We start from the raw sequence: 21,206 nt of genomic DNA, 5'->3' as shown, positions 1-21,206 counted from the left end.
TCATACGCCATTGCCCATAGAGAGCACTTTCATCACTGGGGATCACAATGGGTAAGAACACGCGAGTGCAACGTCTGGCATTACTGGCTTCCAGCCTGTTACTGGCGGGGGCCGCCAATGCGCAATCCGCCACCTACCGCTTGGATATTCCCGCGCAAGCGCTGGATAAGTCCCTCAATGCGCTGGCGCAACAAACCGGCAGCCATGTGCTGTTCGCCACGGATATCGCCGAGGGCCGGCAAGCCCCGGCGCTGCACAGCCAGATGACCGTGGAGCAGGCCCTGCAAAGCCTGATCGGCCAAAGCGGCCTGCAGGTGCAGAAGGTCGACGACGGCAGTTATTTGATCGCCCCATCCGCCAGCGATGACGCGCTCAACTTAGGCGCAACCACGATTCAGGGGCACGCGCTGGGTGTGACGACGGAGAACTCCGGGTCCTACACTACGGGCGCGACGAGTACGGCAACCAAGTTGCCGCTTACCCTGCGCCAAACACCACAATCAGTGACGGTGATCACTCGCCAACAAATGACTGATCAGAGCTTGGGCACAATCTCTGATGTATTGGGGCAGACCCCCGGTGTGTCGGTGATGCATGACGACAGCGAGCGCTTCAACTTCTATTCCCGTGGTTTCGCGCTGAATAGCTTCCAGTACGACGGCGTGCCTACTTCAGATTTCACCACTAACACCAACGGCCTGGGTGTGCGGGACATGGCCAGCTATGACCGAGTGGAGGTCGTACGCGGCGCCACTGGATTGATGAGCGGCGTCGGCAGCCCGGCGGGCGTGGTCAACTTAGTGCGCAAGCGTCCTACCACGGAATTCCAGGGGTACGTGTCTGGCAGTGGCGGTAGCTGGGATCGCTATCGCACTGAGATGGACCTGTCCGGGCCCCTCACGCAAAACGGCGCAGTGCGGGGTCGGGTCGTCGCGGCGTACGACGACTCCAACTCCTTCATCGATTACTACTCGTCGAAGAAAAACGTGTTCTACGCCATCGGTGAAGCCGACATCAGCGACAACACCATGGTGTATGGCGGTATCGACTATCAAAAGATCAACTCCAACGGTTCCAGCTTTGGCCAGTTGCCGTTGTTTTACGCCGATGGCACGCGTACCGATTTTTCCCGCTCGAAAAACCCGGCGGCCAGATGGGCCTATGCCGACAGTGAAAGCACCAAGTACTTTGGCGGTGTCGAGCATCATTTCGACAATGACTGGATGCTGCGTGTCGAAGCCAGCCACTGGAAAGGCGACACCGAGCAACTGCAAGGCAACCTGATCGGTTGGGGCCCTTACCCAGACCAAACGACCCGTCAAGCCCAGTTGTTCCGTAGCCACAAGACCTATGTCATCAACACCGATTCGGTGGATGCTTATTCCACCGGGCCGTTCTCCTTGCTCGGTCGCACCCACGACTTGATCCTGGGGCTTAATGTCAGCGACCGCCGCTCGGATTACTTCTCGCAAAATGCCGATGCAACCTCTGCGCGCCTGAGCGTGGACTTTGACAACTGGGGCAATAATGCGCCTCGCCCTACGTCCTACGTAACCTGGAGCTCCCAGGATTATCACATCAAGGAAGTCGGCGCTTTTGGCGCGGTGCGCCTCAAACCTACGGACGATCTGTCCGTTATCCTAGGTAGCCGCGTCGTCAACTACAAGCGCGAAGGCGAGCTGGGTTATAACTCTGACCCGGCCAACCCTGACCATGATGATGCCAAGAAAACCGGCAAGGTCATCCCCTACGCTGGCGTGGTCTATGACCTGACTGAGCAGCATTCGGTCTATGTCAGCTATACCGACATTTTTGAACCGCAAAGCAACATCGATATCAGCGGCAAAGTCTTGGAACCCATGGCCGGCAAGAACTACGAGGCTGGCCTCAAGTCCGAGTTCTACGGCGGTGCATTGAACACCAGCATCGCGGTGTTCAAGACCAAGCAGGACAACTTTGCGCAGTACGTAGGCAGCACCGACGACGGTCGTGATGCTTACGAGGGTGTGACCAATACCACCAAGGGCTTTGAGTTGCAGGCCTCCGGCGAAGTATTGCCGGGCTGGCAGGTACTGACCGGGTTCACCTATTCCCAGCCGCGTGATGAGCAGCACAACCGTATCGACTCCCAGCGCCCTGAGCGCCAGTTCAAGCTGGCAAGCACCTACAAGCTCAACGGTGCGCTCAAGGACCTGACGGTTGGCGGCAACGTTATCTGGCAGGGCAAGACATACTTCGTCAACGAGTCACTGGAATCGGAGGCCAAGGAGGGTAGTTTTGCCGTGGTCGGTTTGTTGGCACGTTATGACATCGATAAGCACCTGAGTGCCTCGCTTAATTTCAATAACATCTTTGATCGCGAGTACTACACAGGCTACGGCCTCTACAACAGCTACTACAGCGGTGATCCGCGCAACGTGATGGTGGGGCTCAAGTACCAGTTCTGAAGACGCCTGCGCCATTCAACTGCCAGAACACCCGTCGATGGTGGCCAGGGAGAGTAGACGACTACGCTCCACTGGCCTATGGCACGATCAGTAAGCTGACTTTCCAACACGCATTATCGAACAACCAACATTTCAGGATCTTGTCCGCTTTGACGCGATATTCGCCTTGAATGAAGCATTTCATCAGGCAGTTCCTGCGTCAAAATCTCCAGCAATCATACACACGATGACATTTATGAAAGCGCCGAGAATGACTAAGACACATTCCTCTCACATGGCTCGAAAGCTAGTGAGACTTGGCAGGACTGTTAAACATGAATTCAAGGCTGACAACGAAACATACGAGTGGTATTTGGAATGGGAGCACGTTGAAGAGCCTCCATTACTTTCCTCACAAGATAATTAGGATAAACCCAGCCACGAACGCTCCTGTGACTGATTAAGGTTGGAAGATTTAACGCTGCAGATCTAAGTACGATGGAAGCCTTTTTACACAGTCTCGGCCCAGAGTGTGTAAAAACGCCTTCGCGAACTCTTGCTATGATTTCTGAGGATTTCATCGCAGGGATCGCCCATGAAGCGCTTTATCCAAGGTGACATCGAGGCCAAGGCACCTTACTTCCCGAGAGCCTCGACGACTACGTCAGCGATACCAATCCGGTGCGGGTAGTCGACGTCTTCGTCGACGAACTCGACCTGGTCAATCTGGGTTTTGAAGGTGCCATTCCAGCTGATACTGGCCGGCCGGCTTACCACCCCGCGATCCTGCTGAAGATCTACATCTACGGCTATCTCAACCGCATCCAGTCGAGCCGACGTTTGGAGCGAGAAGCCCAGCGCAACGTCGAACTGATGTGGTTGACCGGGCGTTTGATGCCGGACTTCAAGACCATCGCCAACTTCCGAAAAGACAACAGCAAGGCCATCAGAGGCGTCTGTCGCCAGTTCGTTGTGCTATGTCAGCAATTGGGGCTGTTCGGAGAACATCTGGTCGCCATTGATGGCAGTAAATTCAAAGCAGCCAACAACCGCGACCGCAATTTCACCAACGCCAAACTGAAGCGGCGCATGGAAGAAATTGAATCGAGTATCAACCGTTACCTAGCGGCACTCGATGCTGCCGAGCGGCAAGAACCCATAGCTTCCGAGCCCAGTGCCGGGCGGCTGGAAGAGGAAATCGCCAAGCTCAAAACTCAAATGAAGGAGCTTCAAGCGATCGAAATCCAGCTCAATGAATCGCCGGATAAACAGGTCTCACTGACCGATCCAGACGCCCGTTCCATGATGACGCGCGGCACAGGAATCGTCGGCTACAACGTGCAGACAGCGGTCGATACTCAGCACCATTTGATCGTTGCACATGAGGTGACCAACGTCGGTTCCGACCGGGATCAACTCAGCTCAATGGCCAAGCAGGCCCGCGAGGCGATGGCGTCAGATACGTTGTCGGTAGTGGCTGACCGAGGTTACTTCAAAAGCGAACAAATCCTGGCTTGTCACGATGCAGGTATCACCGCCTATGTGCCCAAGCCGATGACCTCTGGAGCCAAGGCAGACGGGCGTTTCAATAACGATGCCTTCATCTATGACGCGGCAAAAAACGAATACATTTGCCCGGCTGGAGAGGCGCTGATCTGGCGCTATACCAACGTTGAAAAAGGCCTGACGTTGCACCGTTACTGGAGTTCGAAATGCCGGGGCTGCGCAATGAAGCCGCAGTGCACACCGAGCACACACCGGCGGTGTTCGACGCTGGGAGCATGAAGCCGTATTGGAGGAGATGCAGCTTCGGCTGAGCAAAGCACCGGAGATGATGCGAGTCCGAAAGCGGACGGTTGAGCATCCCTTCGGGACGCTCAAACAATGGATGGGTGCGACGCACTTCCTGACGCGAAAGCTGGCCGGGGTGGGCGCGGAGATGAGTTTAAATGTGCTCGCCTACAACATGAAACGAGTCATGAAAATCATCGGTGCTCACGGTTTGATGAAGGCGCTATCGGCATAAAAAGCTGATTTTGGCCCATCCCAGAGGCTGTAAAAACAGCGTTGAAGTGTTCCAGGTCGCGACTGATGCAATACGCAGCATTTGCCATGCGATCGTTCAGCCACGAACGTCAATGATCCAAGACGATGAGGCCTTGAGCGTTTTTACACACTCTGGGCCGACTGCTGCCCTTCATGACCGGCAGATTTCGACCCAAAGCTGACTTTCGTCAGTGAATCAAATTCCTCCAAGCGCCCGTGGAGGTATGCAGAATAAATCACTCCAACTCAAGTTCCATGTGAATGATTTCTATGGGTTGCCCACCCACACCATGGCTGAAAAAACCGTGCTTTTGTGTCACAAAGCCATGTTTTTTATAGAAGCCTTCAGCATTCAAAGTCGACTCTACCTTTATGACGCGGATGCCAGGCCCACGCGCATTATCAATACCTGTCTTGAGCAAATGAGCACCGAGCCCCTTACTGGAGGCCTCGAGAAGAAGAAAAAGCCGTGTCACTTCTCCTGGCTCTGAATCCACAAATCCAACGATCCTTCCCAGATGCAGCGCCACGACCATTTGCCCTTGCTTTATCAGTTGCTCATAAAACTCTGGGGTTCTTTCGCCCATCCAGCCATTGAGTTGCTCTGGGGTATAGAGTCCGTTCGACAGCTCGGTTATTGACTGCCGAGTGACATGGAAAATAGCTAGGCCATCTCCTGGCAGTGCAGTCCGAAGGGTAAATTCCTTTTTCATGTCCGCTACTCTTTTTTCTGATTTATGGTGCCCTTGAATATTGTTCGAAGGTCAGCTTTTGGCCGATTGCAGCCCATCGTGACGGGTAGCTTTTTGAAAATTGCCCCCCGTTATCGGCCCCAATTTTTCGATGCTGATAATTGGCTACTTTTCCCCGGAAAACCTCCTGGCTTGGGTCGAAGTCGTCGATACAACTACCACCGCCTCCACCACGCTTTCTGAGCAACCACCTCAGGCTTCAGCGAGGCGATCTTAGAGCCAGCAATCTTTACCGGTGCGACGTCCAGACCATCGAAGCTACCTAGACCCAGAGGGGGGCTTTCTGTTTGTAGAAAGCGAGTGGTTTCTGCTGAAGCCACCGCATGCAGTAACGATGAGGGCGTTATATTCCGACTCAAGACGTGAATGCCGTTCTCTGGGTCATGCAGACCACTTGCGTCGGTGCCTTCAACCCCATCTATCAGAAGCGGCTGGATCATGACCGTGCCAAGCTCGTAGGTGATATCCAGATCACCGCAAACGCAACGCAGCCTTTGCAGTTCACCATTCGACGATACACACACAAAATCCAGCCCTTCGTCATCTGTGCAAAAGCTGCAAACGTGTAATTGAAGGCTTTTACTCAGCGCTAAATTCACATTCAGGAAAGCTCTCTTGGAAGTAGTCGGCTAGCTGAGCATCCTTAAGCACTTTGTATATCCGCGATAGCGCTGCCAATTCTTGAGGGAGCTCAAGTGGTACATCCTTAATGGGTGGCATAGACGTAAAGGGCCATTTCCGTTCTTCGCCAGCCTTGAACGTGTCTAAGTAGAACGACGTGGCGTTTTCATCCTGGTGCAATGACCAACCAATGCTCACCGGCAACGTAGAAAGTGGTTCTAACTCCGGCTTCACATTCATCGCGTGAGCAACGACAAGGTACCCCATTGTTTAGATCCTTCAGGTACAGGGCTGAATCGCTCCAAGCATAGTCGATACTTGAGTGTGTGCTATTGGCCGATAGCATTCGCGCATGGCCGAGAGCTGACTCAAACGGCCTGAAAAATTCCGGGGATTGAAAATGGAAGAAACGCTCTCTTCGATATTTATGCACTAAAGGAAAACCCATAAATGTGAATGGGAAAACCGTCGTTGCGATCATCAACCCCAATTTTTCCTAGCCGATTTACAAATGTTAACTCCTTCAACTGCCTATTGGCTTTAGGCTTCGAATCACAAAGTCCGATCGGACCCAATCAGCTCTAAGACGACTCTACAACCATGAATCTGCACGCCATCGCCGCGACGCTCTTTGCGTTTTTCACACTGCTTCCTTCCTCAGTGCACGCCGCGCCCCCCATCGCCCATGTCGCTATCTACCGAGGCCCGGCGGGCTGCGAGGGATGTTCAGAGAATGTCAAAACAGCCCTGCTGCGCGTCCGCCCGAATGCGCAGATTGACTTTGTAGGTGCCGATGAATCGATCGACATCACGCCGCAAAGCCTCGCTCGTTATGACCTCTACGTTCAACCTGGTGGCGGTCAGGACATCCCTGCGGCGCTTGATAGTTTGGGGGATGCGCGGGTGCAGGCCATTCGTGACTTTGTCGCCCAGGGTGGGCGCTACCTGGGGCTTTGTATGGGTGCTTATCTGGCCGACGACAGCAACTTTGGCCTGATACCCTACGACCTTGATTCAGAGGCGGGCAGGCCTGGGTTTGAGGTCGCGGGCATTGCGGACGCGGCGGTGCAGGTTGTGTGGGATGGGAAAGCCGATAGCGTCTTTTATCAGGATGGGCCTTACTTCCCCAAGCCTGACGCGACCTCGCCTTCTTCAACCATTGCGACCTACCGGAATGGTGATGTGGCGGCAGCGCGTTACACCTATGAAAACGGGGTCGTGGTGCTGAGTGGCCCGCACCCTGAGGCGGATCGGGAGTGGTTCGAGAAGGCGAATATTCCCTTGAGCAAGATGCCGCGGGGTGAGCTTTTTGGGGCGTTGGTGCGCAGCATTGAGGGGCGCAACGGCGCAAAGTCACCCTGATGTGCAGCGCACTGGACTGGCGACATCCCACGTTCAGGCGCTGGCTGGAACACCGTACCGATTGTTCCAGCCGGGGTTTCTGTTGTGCCTGACGGCCATGCAATAGGTATTGGCAAAGAACCCTGCCCTAATAGCGTTTTTCCAGTCTACAGGCACCTGTTTGATGACCCGACTCCCCCTCATATTCCTGATGGCTGCTGCAGTTACCAGTGCGAACGCCGCCGATAATGTCCCTTTGGAGCGTTCGATCAAGGACTGGATTGTCGGCTGTGATAACACGCGTGCCTGCACGGCTATCGGTGCCGTCCCGGAGCGTGACGATATCGGTATCTCGACGTTCAGCCTGCGGGTAACCCGTGAAGCCGGCCCACATGGAGACTTGCGGGTAGGCGTGTTCAGCTACACCGCCCCCCAGGGTCAGCCAACACTCGATGGCAAGCCGCTGAAAAATCGATTCGAGCCTGGCGAACTCAAAAAAGGTGAGGTATCTGAGGTGTTTGCTCTGACCGGAACGAATGCCGACGCCTTGATTGCAGAGTTGCGCAACGGGCGGGAGTTGATTTTACCCATTGAGGGCGGTACCTCCGTCGCCTCGCTAAACGGGATGAGCGCGGCGCTTTTGCTGATCGACTCGGTCCAGGGGCGCGTTGGTACACAGGACGCACTGATTTCCAAGGGGCAGGCGCCCGCCAGCAGCGTGCCGCAAGCACCGGCCGCACCGCCGGCACCGAGTTGGCAGGCACCCGTTGCGCTAACCCCGGACAGGGCAAAAGAAGTCGCGGATGCCGTGGTGGCGGCCACGCGCAAGGAGTGGCAAGCGGATCTGAATGAAGGCGTTGCGCCAAAGGCTAACGCCTATGCCTTGAGTGCAGATCAAGCGCTGGTGATCATCGAAACCGGCTGTGGGGCATACAACTGTTTCTACAATATCTACCAGGCGCCCCTGGACCACCCTGAGCAGGCGCGCCCAGCACGGGTCGCCGAAGTGCCAAATCTGCCGGAAAGAGAGCCCAACGGCCTGGTCGATTTTGATCCGGCCACGGGTGAGCTGAGCAGCCAGGCAATGGCGATGGGCATGGGCGGTTGTGGCACTGCGCTGCGCTGGCGCTACGACGGTAACGGTTTCACGCTGACGCATGCGGCTGAAATGAACACCTGCATGGGGCTGGAGCAGGTTCATTGGCCTGTGCTGTGGCGTACCGAGGCAAGTCGCTGAAACTGTCGAATACATCAATGTGTGTGGCGAGGAGCGAGCGCCCTCGCCACAAACGGGTGTAGCCCCCTACCCCTTCAGGAAGCCTTCAACGCCCGCAACTCACCCTCTACACGCGCCGCGTTGCAGTAGGTGTCCAGCATTTCCAGCACTTGTTCGCCGGTGAGGACTTTACCGTTCAGTTGCAGGCCGAACAGCGTCAAGCATATCTGAGGCTCCCGGGAGCGCTTGATCTTGACGTGGGGCATCAGGGGGCCCGCAGCGTTTTTGCAGGCGGGCAATGGCGCACCCTCGCGCAATGTCAGCGTGATCCATAGCTTGATGCGGCCCTCTTTGATGTGGATATCACCGATATCCAGCAGATCGATTTCTGCATCAAGGTTGCGAAACCACAAGTGGCTATGGGTCAGGCGCATCAGGATCTCCTCGCCGGCCCGACGGTGCAGCCACACCCCGCTGAGCAAAACCAGCGCCACGATTGCAAAAATGCCTCCCATGAACGCGTTTTTGCCATCCCATGCACTCCCGCCAGCCATCACGAAAGCGAACACTGAAAAGAGCAACAGGGTGCGGCGCACCTTGCGTGGGTAGGCCAGTTCGGTGACTGCGGGAACCTCGGCCAACCACTCCTCGCGTTCCTGGATGGCCGCCTGCAACTGATCGCCAGTGTGCTGATTAAAATCCTCAGTGAGGGATTGGGCCAGGCTGGCCAGTGGATCATCAGGGTGGTTCATACCGGTACTCCATTCTTGTTGGCATCTTCAGCCGACTGCGGATCATGAGTGAGTTGACTGAACCACTGCCGGTCGTGCGCGGTGGGCGTCCGTGTTGCCTGGGCCAGCAACTGGTCGTCGAGAACCACACCCAGTTGCTGCAGGCGCACGGCAGTGGGGGGATGGGTATCGAACGGATGAGCGATCGCATGATCCATCACCGCCTCGTTCAAGATCACCGGAGCCTGGCGAAGGTGGTCCGCTAACGCCTGGATCAAGTTGCTGTGGGTACGCTGCCCAAGCAGTTTGTTGACTTCGGCATCAAGGGCGATGACGCGCAGCAGCGCCTGGCAAAACAGCCGCTCGCCGGCAATTTGCGCCCCGACCTTATCCGCCACCAATTCCTGCGCACGACTCCAATGGTGCACGGCTATCTGGAAGTGGTGCAGAAAGCGCCACGTCATCCAGATCGCCGGGCGTTCGATCCAGGACGGCATGTCATCCACCGCGCTGATGTTCAGGAAATGCATGTACATCAAGCTGAACCGTGCCCCGGCTTCACTGCCGCGCTCGGTGTCGCGGCTGCTGAAGTGGCCAAGCTCATGGCCGATAATCGAGGCGGCTTCTTCCTGGCTCAAGGTCGACAGGAAAGTCAGCGGCAGGTACATCGTACGGCCCGTCAACAGTTGCCCCGAGGGTTGCAGGGCCACCTGGACACTGGTGACGAAAAACGATTGGTCGACCCCAATCACGATGTGGTCTGGCACGGGCGCGCGGGTGACGGCTGCCAGTTTTTCTATCCACTCCCATAAGGCCGGGGCGCTGGCCCGGCTGATTGAACGCCCCAGAAACCCGGATTGCGGCGTTTCCATATCCTGCCATTGCCGACGCAGGCGCCCAATCAACAGCACGCCCAGGTACAGCATCACCAGCAAGGGCACCACCACCAGCAGTATCACCATGCCGCTGTTCTGGCGGTTGCTCCAGCCCCAGCTGACTTCATACAGCAGGGCCATCGCCAGCGCCCCCACTATCAACCCGGTGTAGACCACCAGCCACTGCCCCAGCGCACGCCAGCTCAGGACCAGTCGGTCATAAAGAAAGTCCCGCGAACGCAACGCGCGCCAGGCATCCAGGCGCAGTTTTACCCAGGTCGCGCAGCCCGCCAGCACGGCCGCGACCGCCAGCCAGTAACCGAGAAACGCCAAGACCTGGCGCATGTGCACCGAGCCCTGGTCGGCATCGGCCCGAGCGACCTCACGCTGCAGGTAGCCGCGCAGGCTGTCGTCCGGGAGTACCGGCGTTTTGCGCCATTGTTGCGGCAGTTGCTGCCTCAATTCATCGCTCGGGCTGGCGAGCCATTGGCGCATCACCTGCGCTTCTTCCAGGGTACTGTCGGCACGCCAGCTCTGAAGGCTGCTCCAGCCCATCAGTACCAGCGGCAGCAGCAACATCGCCAGGCCCCACGACCATCGTCTCAACAGGCTCATGGCTCAGTTCGCCTGGAGATAGTCAGTGAGAAATGCTTGCGCATTGCCCTGACTCGCCAGCGCCTCGTTATAGGCGACGGCCAGCGCTTTTGCTTCGCCTGGCAAGTACAGCTCTCCCCAGCCGTTTTGCAGAATCAGTACGACGAACTTCTGACCGTCTACCGTGGTGTAATAGCGCGTGTCCTTGCTGGTCTTCTCGACAGACATCTTTTGGATTTTCAGGTTCCAGTCGTGGTCAGCCCCTTCCACTTGCACCAGTGCCTGATTTTCGTCACGGGCCCCGATACGCAGTGTCCAGACTTTCACCCCGGCCTCACCCGAATACGCAGCGACCTTATCTGCGACTTCCGGGCGATCTTGAGCGAAGGTATTGCCCGTCATGACGGCCAGTACCATGCTTAGCACGGCAGCCCATTTGCGATAAATCAGCATACTCAGGTTCCTTGAATTTCACGGCCGACCATTGAAAGTCACCCTCGGCGATCTGCCAACCGTGCAGGCCGTTGCGCACAACAATGAGACTGCGGTTCACAACGACGAGTGACGGGGTACAATGGCGCGAACACATAAGGACATGACTCAAACCCTTCTCGATGAAACGCCAGAATCCTTATCTCGACACACACTTCTGCTTCGATCACCCGGGTCCCCTGGACCAGGCCGGCGTATTCGACGACAGCGCTCGTCAGGTTATTGGTTCTGCCATCGGCCACTACCGCGCACGGACCGTTCGGCCAGACCTGCAGTATTTCGACTGTGACTTGCAGTTCCCCGAGCCGCTGAAGATCCACAAGGTATTGCCCGACAGTGTGTGCATCGTGCAGGTGCTCGGCGGCCAGTGGCAGCATCGGGTCGACGGTGTGCTCAATGAATACACCACGGGCGCAGTCCATGTGCTGGGCCTGAGTGAGAGCATGGAAACCGTCGATCAACTGCCCGCCGGCAGTCATGCGCGCATGGCCGGGCTACGCATCGCAGGCGATTATTTGCGCGAGCTGGCCGAAGAAGACTCGGCGCTCCAGCCGTTACTCAGCCTGCTCAATGACGGCGTTCAATTTTCGGGACTGCACGGGTGCCCGGCACTGGGGCGTTTGCTGGAGCGGATATATCACTCTCCCTACCAAGGCGCCTTGGAGCGCCTTAATCAGGAAAGCCTGAGCCTGGCAGCGCTGGTGGAGCTGGCAGCCCATCTTGCCCCTCAACCTGCCAGGCCAATACCTGCGGTACGCGGTCATTCAGACCTGGCCCATGAAGCGCGGTTTCAACTGGATGCCAACCTGATCGACCCTCCCGGCACTCAAGCGCTGGCCCGTAGCCTGGGTGTGGGGGAAACCACGCTGCGCCGGGCGTTCAGTCAAATCTACGGCCAGTCGATGCTGGATTATGTGCGCCAGCAACGCATGGAGCTTGCGCGCAATCTGCTTCGTCAGCGCAAGTGGCAGGTGGCGCAGATCGCCTACCGCCTGGGCTATGCCAATCCCGCTAACTTCAACCATGCCTACAAGGCCTACTTTGGTCACCCGCCAGGTGCCGAACGCTAGAGAGCAAAGCCATGAATAGACCCCTTCCGGCCATTAGCTATCCCAATTCCCGCCCCAAAAACGGCGCAGTCCGGCTCCCCTTACTCTTCGCCACCTTCTGCGGCGTCCCGCTCACCACCACCTTCCCGCCTCTGTCCCCAGCCCCCGGCCCAATATCAATCACCCAATCACTCTGGGCCACCACGCGCATTTCATGCTCCACCACAATCACCGTGTGCCCCGCCTCCACCAGATGATTCAACTGGCTCAACAACCGATCCACATCCCGCGGATGCAGCCCGGTCGTCGGTTCATCCAGCACATACAACGTCGCGCCCCGGGCATTGCGTTGCAGCTCGGTCGCCAGCTTGATGCGCTGCGCCTCCCCGCCCGACAGCTCCGTGGCCGGCTGGCCAAGGCGCAAATACCCCAAGCCAATATCCCGCAGCACTTGCAGCGAGCGCAGCACACCCGGCTCTTCGGCAAATACCCCTACCGCCTGTTCAACCGTCAGCCCCAGTACCTGGGCGATGGTCAGCCCTTCCCACTTGATTGCTAACGTTTCCGGGTTGTACCGCGCTCCGTGGCACGTCGGGCATGGCGCGTACACGCTGGGCATGAACAGCAATTCAACGCTGACAAACCCCTCGCCTTCGCAGTTCGGGCAGCGGCCTTTGGCGACGTTGAAGGAGAATTGCCCGGCGTCGAAATGGCGCTTTTTCGCCGCCGGTGTGGCGGCGAACAGTTTGCGTACATTGTCGAACAGGCCGGTGTAGGTCGCGAGGTTGGAACGCGGTGTGCGGCCGATGGGTTTTTGGTCCACCTGGACCAGGCGGCGGATGTGTTCCAGGCCGCCACTGATGCGGCCGCCGCTGGTTTGCGGGGCGTCGTCTTCGAGGCTGGGTTCGTCTTCGGTTTCCACCACGCGGCCCAGGCCTGCGCCTACCAGTTCCAACAGCGCCTGGCTGACGAGGCTGGATTTGCCCGAGCCGGAAATGCCGGTGACGGCGGTGAAGCAGCCCAGGGGAAAGTCCACGCTGAGGTCGTTGAGGTTGTTGCGCGTGACGCTTTCCAGGCTCAGCCAGCCGGTGGGTTGGCGCGGTGGTTGGCTGACCGGGCGTTTTTCGGCGAACAGGTATTCGCGGGTTTGCGAGGCTTCGACCTGCGCCAGGCCGGCGGGTGGGCCGCTGTACAGGACCTGGCCGCCGTGCTCGCCGGCAGCCGGGCCGACGTCGATCAGCCAGTCGGCCCGGCGCATGGTTTCCAGGTCGTGTTCCACCACGAACAGTGAGTTGCCGGCGGCCTTCAGGCGGTCGAGGGCGGCGAACAGGGCTTCGCCATCGGCAGGGTGCAGGCCGGCGGAAGGTTCGTCGAGCACGTAGATCACGCCGAACAGTTGCGAGCCCAGTTGGGTGGCCAGGCGCAGGCGTTGCAGTTCGCCGGAGGACAGGGTTGGCGTGCTGCGTTCCAGGGCCAGGTAGCCGAGGCCGAGGTCGGTCAGGGTGCTGACGCGTTCGAGCAGGTCCTGGGCGATGCGTTGGGCGGCCAGGCGTTTTTCCACGGAGAGCTTTTTATCGCCCTGCCCTTCAGCCACCGGGCGCAGCAGTTCGGCGAGTTGCAGCAGGGACATTTGCGACAGTTCGCCAATGTCCACGCCGGCAAACTTCACCGACAGCGCGGCCTTGTTCAGGCGTTTGCCTTCACACAGCGGGCACGGGCTGCCTTGCATGAACTGCGACACGCGCTTTTTCATCAGGGCGCTTTGGGAGTGGGTGAAGGTGTGCAGGATGTAGCGGCGGGCGCCGGTGAAGGTGCCCTGGTAGCTGGGCTCGAGTTTGCGTTTGAGGGCGTCGCGGGTCTGGGCCGGTGTGAAGCCGGCGTACACCGGTACGGTGGGGGTTTCTTCGGTGAAGAGGATCCAGTCGCGCTGCTTTTTCGGCAGGTCGCGCCACGGGATGTCGACGTCGTAACCCAGGGTGACGAGGATGTCGCGCTGGTTCTGGCCTTGCCACGCCAACGGCCAGGACGCCACGGCGCGCTGGCGGATGGTTAGGGAAGGATCGGGCACCATCAGGGCTTCGGTCACTTCGTACACGCGGCCCAGGCCGTGGCATTGCGGGCAGGCGCCCTGGGGCAGGTTGGGGGAAAAGTCTTCGGCGTACAGCATCGGTTGCCCCGCCGGGTAACTGCCGGCGCGGGAGTAGAGCATGCGGATCAGGCTGGACAAGGTGGTGACGCTGCCCACTGATGAACGTGTGCTGGGTGTACCGCGCTGTTGTTGCAGGGCCACGGCGGGCGGCAGGCCTTCGATGGAGTCGACGTCCGGTACGCCGACCTGGTCGATCAGGCGGCGGGCGTAGGGCGCCACGGATTCGAAGTAGCGGCGCTGGGCTTCGGCGTAGACGGTGGAGAATGCCAGCGAGGACTTGCCGGAGCCTGACACGCCGGTGAACACCACCAGGGCGTCGCGGGGGATGTCCACGTCGACGTTGCGCAGGTTGTGTTCCCGGGCACCTCGTACCCGCACGAAGCCAGGGCGTTGGGTGGTGAGTGAGGTGTCTGGTGGCAGGTTGCGCTGGGAAGTCATGGGTAACCTTATCGGTGTGTTCAAGGCAGTGAAGATCAACTGTGGGAGCCGGGCTTGCCCGCGATGACGGTGTGCCAGTTACCGGATGGGGTGCCTGACACTCCGCCATCGCGGGCAAGCCCGGCCCCCACAGTGGTTTGGTGTTGCTGGCTGGATCTTCATTCGTCACATCATTCGGGAGGTCAGTACCGAGCGCACCCGTTGCGCCAAGTCATCCGGGCCATAGGGTTTGCTCAGCAGGTGAATGTCGTTGCCCAGCAGGTGGTTGCTGGAAAGAATGTCGCGGGTATGCCCGGAGGTAAACAGCACCGCTATCGCCGGCACTTGCCTGCGCGCCCACTCGGCCAGGTCGGTGCTTTTGACCCGGCCCGGCATCACCACGTCGGTGAAGATCAGGTCCGGTTGCAGGCCGGCCTGGAGCATCAGCATGGCCCGGTCGCCGTCTTCGGCGGTGAGCACGGTGTAGCCGGATTGTTCGAGCAATTCCACCGCGGCCGCGCGTACGCCTTCGTTGTCCTCAACCACCAGGATCGTCTCATGGCCGCCGGTGGGTTGTGTGAGCTCGACGGGCGCATCGTGGTTTTCCGGCTCTCCCAAATTGCGCGGGAAATACATCTGCACCACGGTACCGCTGCCCTCCACGCTCTCGACCTCAACATGCCCGCCACTTTGGCGCACGAACCCGAACACCATGCTCAGGCCCAGGCCGGTACCGTGGCCATTCGGCTTGGTGGTGAAAAACGGTTCGAAGGCCCGTGCCAGGATCGTTGGTGACATGCCGGCGCCGCTGTCGGCGACGGCCAGGCGCACATATTCACCGGGGTTGATGCTTTTACCGGCGCAATCCGGAGGGTTGAGAATAATGTTTTCGCCGGTGATCCGAATCACGCCCTCGCCTTTCATGGCATCCCGGGCGTTGATCGCCAGGTTGAGCAGTGCGTTTTCCAGTTGGTTGCGGTCGACGTTAATGCACCATGGATCCTGGGGCAGTTGCACATCAATGTGGATGGTTTCTCCCAGCGCCCGCTGCAGCAGCTCGCCCAGGCCTTCATAGATGCGCAGCGGGTTGTACACCGCCGGTGACAATGGCTGGCGACGGGCGAAGGCCAGCAGTTGCGAGGTCAGCTTGGCCCCACGTTCCACTGCCGCGATGGCGGCGCTGACACGGCGCTGCACCTGGGGGTTGTCCGGCTCATGCCGGGCCAGCAGGTGCAGGTTGCCGGCGACCACTTGCAGCAGGTTGTTGAAGTCGTGGGCCACGCCGCCGGTCAGGCCGCCGATGGCTTCCAGCTTCTGTGATTGACGCAACTGTTCTTCGGCGGCGGAACGGGCTTGCACCTCCGCGGCCACGCGCTGCTCCAGGTTGTGGGTGAGTTCCTGGCGCAGGCGCTCGGAGATCATATGTTCGGTGGTCTCCACTACAATCGCCAGGACCCCGGCCGGTCGTTGGTCGTCACCGGCCACGGGGCTGTAATACAGGTCCATCCAGACTTCTTCCGGGCGGCCGTCGCGCAACAGTTCCAGGGGCAGATTGCGGTAGGACAAGGTGCCGCCGGCCAGGCAGGTGTCGACCACATTGCGGTTGAAGTCGGCGACTTCCGGCCAGCCCAGTTCCACCGGCGCACCCAGCAGATAAGGGTGGCGACCGCCGGCAAACACCGAATAGCTGTCGTTGTAGATCATGTAACCGGCGTGCCCCCACAGCATCACCATGGGCATGGGCGATGCCAGCATCATCTGCACGGCGCTGGTCAGGCTGGAGGGCCAGGCACTCATCGGGCCGAGGTCGGTGGTGGACCAATCGAAAGCACGAATCCTCTGGGCCATTTCCCCAGCCCAACCCTCACAGCCGTGGGTATTGGATAAAAACTGCATCGGTCGGCTCTGCAAAAGATAAAAGGTGGGCGGCAATGAAAACTTTGAGCCCGGCAGTGGCGGTTGGTTTCATCGCATATTGCTTATGCCGGCAGGAAGGAGCAAGGGCCGGCTCAGCGAAAGTCCCGGCTGCGCACACTGATGCCCGACAGCAACGGGGTCAGGTCGGTCAAGCGCCCGGCGATCAGGTGCCGAACCTCCCCCACCGCTTCCCAGCGGCCATCGACCTTGAGCAACCGCGAGCCCACCAGCGCCTGGCGTTGGCGCTCGGCCAAATCGCGCCAGACCACCACATTGATATTGCCGAACTCATCTTCCAGGGTGACAAAGGTAACGCCGCTGGCCGTGCCAGGGCGTTGTCGACCGGTGACCAGGCCGGCGACACTGACGTTGCGGCCATGCTCAACCTGCAGCAACTCCCTGGAACTGCGGCAACGCCGCGCGCGCAGTTCATCGCGCAACAGCGCCAACGGGTGTGGGCCCAGGGTGGTGCCGACGCTGGCGTAGTCGGCATACAAATCTTCGCCGACTGTCGGTTGCGGCAGCTCCACCACCGCCTCTTCCGGGCTGGCGATACCGGCAAACAGGCCCAGTTGTTTCTGCACCCCGGCCACCTCCCAACGCGCCCGGTGCCGATGCCCGGCCAGGCCGCGCAAGGCACCGGCATCCGCCAGCAATTCCTGGGCGCGAGTGTCCAATTGGGCACGCTCGCCCAAGTCGGCAATATCAAAAAACGCCCGGGCCTGGCGCGCCGTTTCGATACGCCGGCCGTCCTCTTCGCGAAACCCGGAGATCATGCGCAAGCCCATGCGAATCGCCGGTTGCTGGCCTTCGATCGGCTCAAGGCTGCAATCCCAGTCACTGGCCTGCACATCCACCGGGCGGATCTGCAAATGATGGCGACGGGCGTCCTGCAGGATCTGGTCGGGGCTGTAGAAACCCATGGGCCAGCTGTTGATCAGGGCGCAGGCGAACGCTGCCGGTTCATGGCATTTGAGCCAGCAACTGGCATAGGTCAGCAAGGCGAAACTGGCGGCGTGGGACTCGGGAAAACCATAGCTGCCAAAGCCCTTGATCTGCTCGAAGATCTGCGCGGCGAAGGCTTCGCTGTAGCCGTTTTTCAGCATGCCGGTGCGCAGGCGTTGCTGATGGGGTTCGAGGCCGCCGTGGCGTTTCCAGGCGGCCATGGAACGGCGCAGTTGGTCGGCTTCGCCGGGGGTGTAATCGGCGGCGACCATGGCGATCTGCATGACCTGTTCCTGGAACAGCGGGATGCCCAGGGTTCGTTCCAGTACGGACTTGAGTTCCGGCGATGGGTAGGTGGTTTCTTCCTCCTTGTTCCGCCGCCGCAGGTACGGATGCACCATGCCACCCTGGATGGGCCCCGGCCGCACGATGGCGACCTCAATGACCAGGTCGTAGAATTTTTCCGGTCGCAGGCGGGGCAACATCGACATCTGCGCCCGCGACTCAATCTGGAACACGCCGATAGTGTCGGCCTTGCTGATCATCGCGTAGGTTGCCGCATCTTCCTTGGGCACCGAAGCCAGGCTCAGGTCCCGGTTGCGATGGCGGCGCAGCAGGTCGAAGCAACGGCGAATCGCACTGAGCATGCCCAGCGCGAGGATGTCCACCTTGAGCAGGCCCACGGCGTCGAGGTCGTCCTTGTCCCACTGGATGATGGTGCGCTCGGCCATGGCCGCATTTTCCACCGGCACCAGGGTGTCCAGCGGGTGTTCGGAAATCACGAAGCCGCCGGGGTGCTGGGACAGGTGCCGGGGGAAGCCGATCAGTTGCTGAGTGAGTGTGAGCACCCGGCGCAGCACCGGGCTGTCGGGGTCGAAACCACCTTCGCGCAGGCGTTCCAGGGGCGGTGCTTCGTCGCTCCAGCGCCCACAACAGTCGGCCAGGGCGTTGACCTGATCCGGCGGCAACCCGAGGGCCTTGGCCACGTCGCGCACCGCGCCGGCGCCGTGGTAGCTGCTGACCACCGCCGTCAACGCGGCGCGGGTGCGCCCGTAGCGCTGGAAGACGTATTGCAGCACTTCTTCGCGGCGTTCGTGCTCGAAGTCCACGTCGATGTCCGGCGGCTCGTTGCGTTCGCGGGACAGGAAGCGCTCGAACAGCATGTTCATCAGGCTCGGGTCGATCTCGGTGATGCCCAGGGCAAAACACACCGCCGAGTTGGCCGCCGAGCCGCGGCCCTGGCACAGGATCGAACGGCTGCGGGCGAAGCGCACAATGTCGTGTACGGTGAGGAAGTAGCTTTCGTAGCCGAGGTCGCTGATCAGTTCCAGTTCGTTATTGATCTGCTGGAGGGTCTTGGCGTCGACCCCTTTCGGCCAACGCTGGGCGATGCCTTGCTCGGTCAAGGTGCGTAACCAGGATTTTGCATCCTGGCCTTCAGGTACCAACTCCCTGGGGTATTGATAGCGCAATTGGCCGAGGTCAAAGGTGCAACGCCGGGCAATGTTCAGGGACTCTTCCAGCAAGTGCGCCGGGTACAGCGCGGCCAATGCATCGAGGCTGCGCAAGTGCCGTTCACCATTGGGATGCAGGCGCGCGCCGGCTTCGGCCACCGGGACGTGGTGACGGATTGCGGTCATGGTGTCTTGCAACGCACGGCGACCGCGCACATGCATATGCACATCGCCGCAGGCCACCGCCGGCAGGTGCAGGCTGGCGGCCAGGTTCAGGCGTTGCTCAAGGTGACGGGCATCGTTCTGGCCGCAATGCAGTTCCACCGCCAGCCACAGGCGATCGGTGAAGGTGCTGCGCAGCCATTGGATATGGGCCTGGGTATCGGTGTCTTCGACCATCCATAACGCGAGCAAGCCGTGTACCGCGGTGAAGTCTTCCTGCAGCAACCGGTAGTGACCTTTTTCCGCACGGCGACGGGCGATGGTGATCAGCCGGCACAGGTGTTGATAGCCTTCCAGGTTCTCCACCAGCAGCACCAGCTTGGGGCCGTTTTCCAGGCGCATCTCGCTGCCGATAATCAGCGGCAACCCGACTTCCTTGGCTGCCTGCCAGGCACGGACGATGCCCGACAAGGTGCATTCATCGGTGATCGCCAGGGCTTCGTAGCCCTGCTGCCTGGCCCGTTCAAACAGCTCGCGGGCACTGGAGGCGCCCCGCTGGAAACTGAAGTTGGACAGGCAGTGCAGCTCCGCGTACTTCATGCAAACCAGCCTTGCAGCCACAGCGTGCCGCTTTCGCCCACGGTGCGGTAAGCCCAGCCCTGCTGGCCGGCGCGGGTGCGCACCAGGTAGTAATCGCGGCGCACATCGGCGCCATCCCACCAGCCGGACTCGATGCGTTCCGGGCCCATCAGGATGTGTAGACCTTGCTCGGCCAGAGGCGTCGGTTCATGCAGCAACCAGCCCGGGCGCTGCACGTTATTTGAGGGGGTGCATGGGCGAGTGTCTGCACCGGCTTGCCAGGCGCATTCGGGGCGGTGGTCGGCGTGAAACCGCAGGCCTTGCACCGCTTCATCCCCCAGCCGCGCCCGCAGGCGTTCGCGCAGTTGTTCCCACGGCAGGGTTTGTTGCGGGCGCTCGTCGAACAGGTCCTGGCGCTGGGGCACAAACACCGGCAGGTCCTCGGCCACCAGGCGAAAGCCGCGCACCGGCGAGGTGACTTGCACTTGCTCCAGGCGCCCACGGGCCAGTTCGAACAGCATCGCCGCGTCAAGCTCGGCGCTGAGCAGGCCGACCTTGATCACACTGTCGGGCTCGGCCGCGTGCTCCAGGTGCAGGTCAAAGCGCTGCACGCCACTGTCGCGGCCACACAGGAACGCCGACAGATCGCCAGTCAAACGGCGCAAGGGAAACAGCAAGGCCTGGTGGGACAACACATCAAAATTCAGCTCGATGCGCACATCAAACCGGTCCGGCGGCTGGTAGAACGCCAGCGCCAGGGGCCGTTGGCCGCACAGTGCATCGAGGTGCTTGAGCAGCGCAGCGTCGAAGCGCCGGGCCAGAGTATGCCGAGGCAACGCCTGCACTTGGGCCAGGGTGCGCAAGCCCATGCGCGACAATGCGGTGGCGGCTTGCGGGTCGAGGCCGGCGCGGTCGATGGGGATCGGTGCCAGGGCGTGTTGCAGGTATTGCTCATCGGCCACGGCCAGGCCGTCGTAGGCATTCGCCAATATCCGCGCTGCCGCCGGGTTCGGCGCGGCGACGATGCGATGACGAAACCCCAGTTCGGTCAGCTCCTTGCGCAAGCGCGCTTCGAGCAACGGCCAGGGCCCGAACAGGCCCAGGCTCGACTCGATCTCGAACAGCAACGCCCGTGGGTAGAACACGCTGACCTGGGAGCTGAAACGGTAGGCCCAGGCGGCGAGAAACTGCTGCCAGTATTCGATCTGCGCCGGGTCGTATTCGGCGCAGGCAAAAGCCTTGGTCAAGGCATGGGCCGCCGTCAGCGACTGGCCGGGGCGCAGGCCGAGTTTGCGCGCGGCGTCATTGACGGTTTGCAGCACCCGCCGCTGCGGCGTGCCGGCCAGCAGGGCCAACGGCTGGTCCGGTTCGGGGCGCGAACGCAGCACCCCGTCCAGCGCCAATTGCGGGAACACAATACACACCCAGCGCATGCCAACC

At 60.2% G+C, this 21,206-nt stretch carries 13 protein-coding genes and 1 pseudogene; 5 read left to right on the top strand and 9 right to left on the bottom strand.

The window, feature by feature from the left end; genetic code table 11:
• The first annotated feature begins 47 nt into the window (after positions 1 to 47).
• A complete protein-coding gene (locus C0058_RS13045) occupies positions 48 to 2,447 on the top strand; it encodes a TonB-dependent receptor (RefSeq protein WP_256579580.1) in 2,400 nt (799 codons plus the stop codon).
• Positions 2,448 to 3,021: 574 nt separating this feature from the next.
• A pseudogene (locus C0058_RS13040) lies at positions 3,022 to 4,452 on the top strand (IS1182 family transposase).
• 256 nt (positions 4,453 to 4,708) lie between these two features.
• On the opposite strand, the gene C0058_RS13035 reads toward C0058_RS13040, so the two are convergent.
• Both C0058_RS13035 and C0058_RS33025 read right to left on the bottom strand, forming a co-directional pair.
• The gene (locus C0058_RS13035) at positions 4,709 to 5,185 is read right to left on the bottom strand and encodes a GNAT family N-acetyltransferase (protein ID WP_003214507.1); all 477 of its coding nucleotides are present in this window, start codon (positions 5,183 to 5,185) and stop codon (positions 4,709 to 4,711) included.
• A gap of 618 nt (positions 5,186 to 5,803) precedes the next feature.
• Entirely contained in the window at positions 5,804 to 6,112 is a 309-nt protein-coding gene (locus C0058_RS33025) for a hypothetical protein (protein ID WP_003210510.1), read from the bottom strand.
• Positions 6,113 to 6,445: 333 nt separating this feature from the next.
• Between C0058_RS33025 and C0058_RS13025 the strand changes: the two genes are divergently transcribed.
• Complete coding sequence (locus tag C0058_RS13025; RefSeq protein ID WP_102368745.1) at positions 6,446 to 7,207, top strand: BPL-N domain-containing protein; 762 nt, start codon at positions 6,446 to 6,448, stop codon at positions 7,205 to 7,207.
• 163 nt (positions 7,208 to 7,370) lie between these two features.
• Positions 7,371 to 8,423 (top strand): DUF1176 domain-containing protein, encoded by a 1,053-nt coding sequence (locus C0058_RS13020; protein ID WP_087694702.1) that lies wholly within the window; start codon positions 7,371 to 7,373, stop codon positions 8,421 to 8,423.
• Positions 8,424 to 8,497: 74 nt separating this feature from the next.
• On the opposite strand, the gene C0058_RS13015 is transcribed toward C0058_RS13020, so the two are convergent.
• Genes C0058_RS13015 through C0058_RS13005 form a run of 3 tightly spaced genes read right to left on the bottom strand, consistent with a single transcriptional unit; the run spans position 8,498 to position 11,055 of the window.
• On the bottom strand, positions 8,498 to 9,154 hold the full coding sequence (locus C0058_RS13015; RefSeq protein ID WP_003210505.1) for a hypothetical protein: 657 nt from the start codon (positions 9,152 to 9,154) through the stop codon (positions 8,498 to 8,500).
• Positions 9,151 to 10,623: a M48 family metallopeptidase gene (locus C0058_RS13010; protein WP_023658733.1), complete on the bottom strand. Its 1,473-nt coding sequence runs from the start codon at positions 10,621 to 10,623 to the stop codon at positions 9,151 to 9,153. The genes C0058_RS13015 and C0058_RS13010 overlap by 4 nt, the downstream gene beginning before the upstream one ends.
• Before the next feature lie 3 nt (positions 10,624 to 10,626).
• Positions 10,627 to 11,055 (bottom strand): hypothetical protein, encoded by a 429-nt coding sequence (locus C0058_RS13005; protein ID WP_003210496.1) that lies wholly within the window; start codon positions 11,053 to 11,055, stop codon positions 10,627 to 10,629.
• Between the two features lie 161 nt (positions 11,056 to 11,216).
• Here C0058_RS13005 and C0058_RS13000 point away from each other — a divergent pair, with 161 nt between their 5' ends.
• On the top strand, positions 11,217 to 12,164 hold the full coding sequence (locus C0058_RS13000) for an AraC family transcriptional regulator (RefSeq protein ID WP_087694703.1): 948 nt from the start codon (positions 11,217 to 11,219) through the stop codon (positions 12,162 to 12,164).
• A 37-nt stretch (positions 12,165 to 12,201) separates the two neighbouring features.
• Here C0058_RS13000 and C0058_RS12995 read toward each other — a convergent pair whose 3' ends face one another.
• The 4 genes from C0058_RS12995 to C0058_RS12980 all read right to left on the bottom strand — a co-directional run bounded on the left by C0058_RS12995 (position 12,202) and on the right by C0058_RS12980 (position 21,199).
• Positions 12,202 to 14,730 (bottom strand): excinuclease ABC subunit UvrA, encoded by a 2,529-nt coding sequence (locus C0058_RS12995; RefSeq protein WP_102368744.1) that lies wholly within the window; start codon positions 14,728 to 14,730, stop codon positions 12,202 to 12,204.
• 165 nt (positions 14,731 to 14,895) lie between these two features.
• Positions 14,896 to 16,605, bottom strand: coding sequence for an ATP-binding protein (locus C0058_RS12990; protein WP_102368743.1), 1,710 nt, complete (start codon positions 16,603 to 16,605; stop codon positions 14,896 to 14,898).
• A 113-nt stretch (positions 16,606 to 16,718) separates the two neighbouring features.
• Positions 16,719 to 19,808 carry an error-prone DNA polymerase gene (locus C0058_RS12985; RefSeq protein WP_218274258.1) on the bottom strand — a complete coding sequence of 1,030 codons (3,090 nt, stop codon included), beginning with the start codon at positions 19,806 to 19,808 and terminating at the stop codon, positions 16,719 to 16,721.
• Complete coding sequence (locus C0058_RS12980; RefSeq protein ID WP_102368741.1) at positions 19,784 to 21,199, bottom strand: DNA polymerase Y family protein; 1,416 nt, start codon at positions 21,197 to 21,199, stop codon at positions 19,784 to 19,786. Before C0058_RS12980 ends, C0058_RS12985 begins: the two co-directional genes overlap by 25 nt.
• Between the last annotated feature and the right edge of the window lie 7 nt (positions 21,200 to 21,206).

This window comes from Pseudomonas sp. NC02 (assembly GCF_002874965.1).
In the GTDB taxonomy this organism is placed as follows: Bacteria; Pseudomonadota; Gammaproteobacteria; order Pseudomonadales; family Pseudomonadaceae; genus Aquipseudomonas.
This window is presented reverse-complemented; position numbering and strand designations above follow the sequence as displayed.

Coding starts and splice junctions, on each gene's coding strand:
- C0058_RS13045 (WP_256579580.1), top strand. CDS start 48: ATGGGTAAGAACACGCGAGTGCAACGTCTGGCATTACTGGCTTCCAGC.
- C0058_RS13035 (WP_003214507.1), bottom strand. CDS start 5,185: ATGAAAAAGGAATTTACCCTTCGGACTGCACTGCCAGGAGATGGCCTA.
- C0058_RS33025 (WP_003210510.1), bottom strand. CDS start 6,112: ATGGGGTACCTTGTCGTTGCTCACGCGATGAATGTGAAGCCGGAGTTA.
- C0058_RS13025 (WP_102368745.1), top strand. CDS start 6,446: ATGAATCTGCACGCCATCGCCGCGACGCTCTTTGCGTTTTTCACACTG.
- C0058_RS13020 (WP_087694702.1), top strand. CDS start 7,371: ATGACCCGACTCCCCCTCATATTCCTGATGGCTGCTGCAGTTACCAGT.
- C0058_RS13015 (WP_003210505.1), bottom strand. CDS start 9,154: ATGAACCACCCTGATGATCCACTGGCCAGCCTGGCCCAATCCCTCACT.
- C0058_RS13010 (WP_023658733.1), bottom strand. CDS start 10,623: ATGAGCCTGTTGAGACGATGGTCGTGGGGCCTGGCGATGTTGCTGCTG.
- C0058_RS13005 (WP_003210496.1), bottom strand. CDS start 11,055: ATGCTGATTTATCGCAAATGGGCTGCCGTGCTAAGCATGGTACTGGCC.
- C0058_RS13000 (WP_087694703.1), top strand. CDS start 11,217: ATGAAACGCCAGAATCCTTATCTCGACACACACTTCTGCTTCGATCAC.
- C0058_RS12995 (WP_102368744.1), bottom strand. CDS start 14,730: ATGACTTCCCAGCGCAACCTGCCACCAGACACCTCACTCACCACCCAA.
- C0058_RS12990 (WP_102368743.1), bottom strand. CDS start 16,605: ATGCAGTTTTTATCCAATACCCACGGCTGTGAGGGTTGGGCTGGGGAA.
- C0058_RS12980 (WP_102368741.1), bottom strand. CDS start 21,199: ATGCGCTGGGTGTGTATTGTGTTCCCGCAATTGGCGCTGGACGGGGTG.